Here is a 1,352-nt window from a genome sequence, read left to right on the forward strand (position 1 = left end):
TGTTGAGTGCCACGACATCGTGGACACAAATAAGTGCCACCACATCGTAGACAAAGTTCTCTGACAATCGAATAGCCATCGCGTAATCCTGTGGACACCGAAACCACGTTGGAGGTGTCCATGAAGGATGAAATTTCGCAGCAACGGATCTTAGCGGTACAGCGATATCTCAACGGGGAGTGCCCCGAATCAATTTGTGCATCACTGAGTAAATCGAGAGCCTGGCTGTACAAGTGGGTCGATCGCCATCATGAAGAGGATGATTCCTGGAGCGAAGCAAAATCCACACGTCCTCTGACCGTTGCTAACCGCACACCGCATGAGATTGAGGAAAGCGTGAAGCTTGTGCGGCTCAGCTTGTACAACCGTGGTCTCTTCTGTGGTGCGCAGGCAATACTGTGGGAGCTGGAAGACCTGAGCGTCCACCCGCTGCCTTCACTCCGCACCATCAATCGTATCCTCAGCCGCAATGAGCTGACCCATCGGCGCACCGGCAAGTATGAAGCTAAAGGAACCCCGTATCCTAGCTTGCCGTCGTCGTTGCCCAACCAAACTCATCAGGCCGATCTAGTGGGCCCTTGTTACCTGAAAGGCCCTGTTCGCTTCTACGGTCTAAATGTCGTCGATACGGCGACTGCCCGATGTGGCTTGCATTCATCGCCTACAAAGGCTGGCCAAGACATCGTCGACGGTTTCTGGGCCATATGGAGGCGGCTGGGAATACCGGATAATGTACAAGTCGACAATGCCATGTCTTTCTTTGGCAGTCTTGCGCATCCCCGGGGCATGGGGCCGCTGATCAGGCTTTGCCTGAACAATGACGTTGAGCCATGGTTCATACCCATGGCGGAACCGTGGAGAAACGGAGTAGTGGAGCAGTTCAATGACCTCTACCAGCAGAAGTTTCTCGCCAAGGTCACCATGGCAACGGAGGAAGACCTCAGAAGTGGATCACTGGCATTTGAGCACCGACACAACAGCAGCTACCGATACAGCAAGCTCGGCGGCAAAACGCCTCTGACGGCGCTCACAGCCTCCAATAAGAAACTGCGGTTTCCTGTAGAGGAGGAGGCTCCCCGGCATCGGCTGAAGAAGCCGGAAACGGGGCGTTACCATCTAGTGCGCCTGATCCGGAGCGACCTTAAACTCAACGTCTTTGGCGAGACGTTTCCGGTTCCGCCAGAGCTAAAGCGGGAATACGCAGTGGCTACAATCGATGTCAAAGAGCAGAAACTGAAAGTTTTCCAAGACCGAATCCAGGTCGAGGAATTCGACTACAAATTACGTTGAGGGAACGAGTGTCCACGATGTCCTGGCATCAAAATCTGTCCACGATGTCGTGGCACTCAACA

1 protein-coding gene is annotated in these 1,352 nt (G+C 53.8%); it reads left to right on the forward strand.

Annotation, left to right across the window (positions count from 1 at the left end; genetic code table 11):
* The first annotated feature begins 120 nt into the window (after positions 1-120).
* Complete coding sequence (locus JFN91_RS21865; RefSeq protein ID WP_199391256.1) at positions 121-1,290, forward strand: DDE-type integrase/transposase/recombinase; 1,170 nt, start codon at positions 121-123, stop codon at positions 1,288-1,290.
* Positions 1,291-1,352: the final 62 nt, after the last annotated feature.

Origin of the sequence: Geomonas anaerohicana, assembly GCF_016458305.1 — a bacterium.
Lineage (GTDB): Bacteria > Desulfobacterota > Desulfuromonadia > Geobacterales > Geobacteraceae > Geomonas > Geomonas anaerohicana.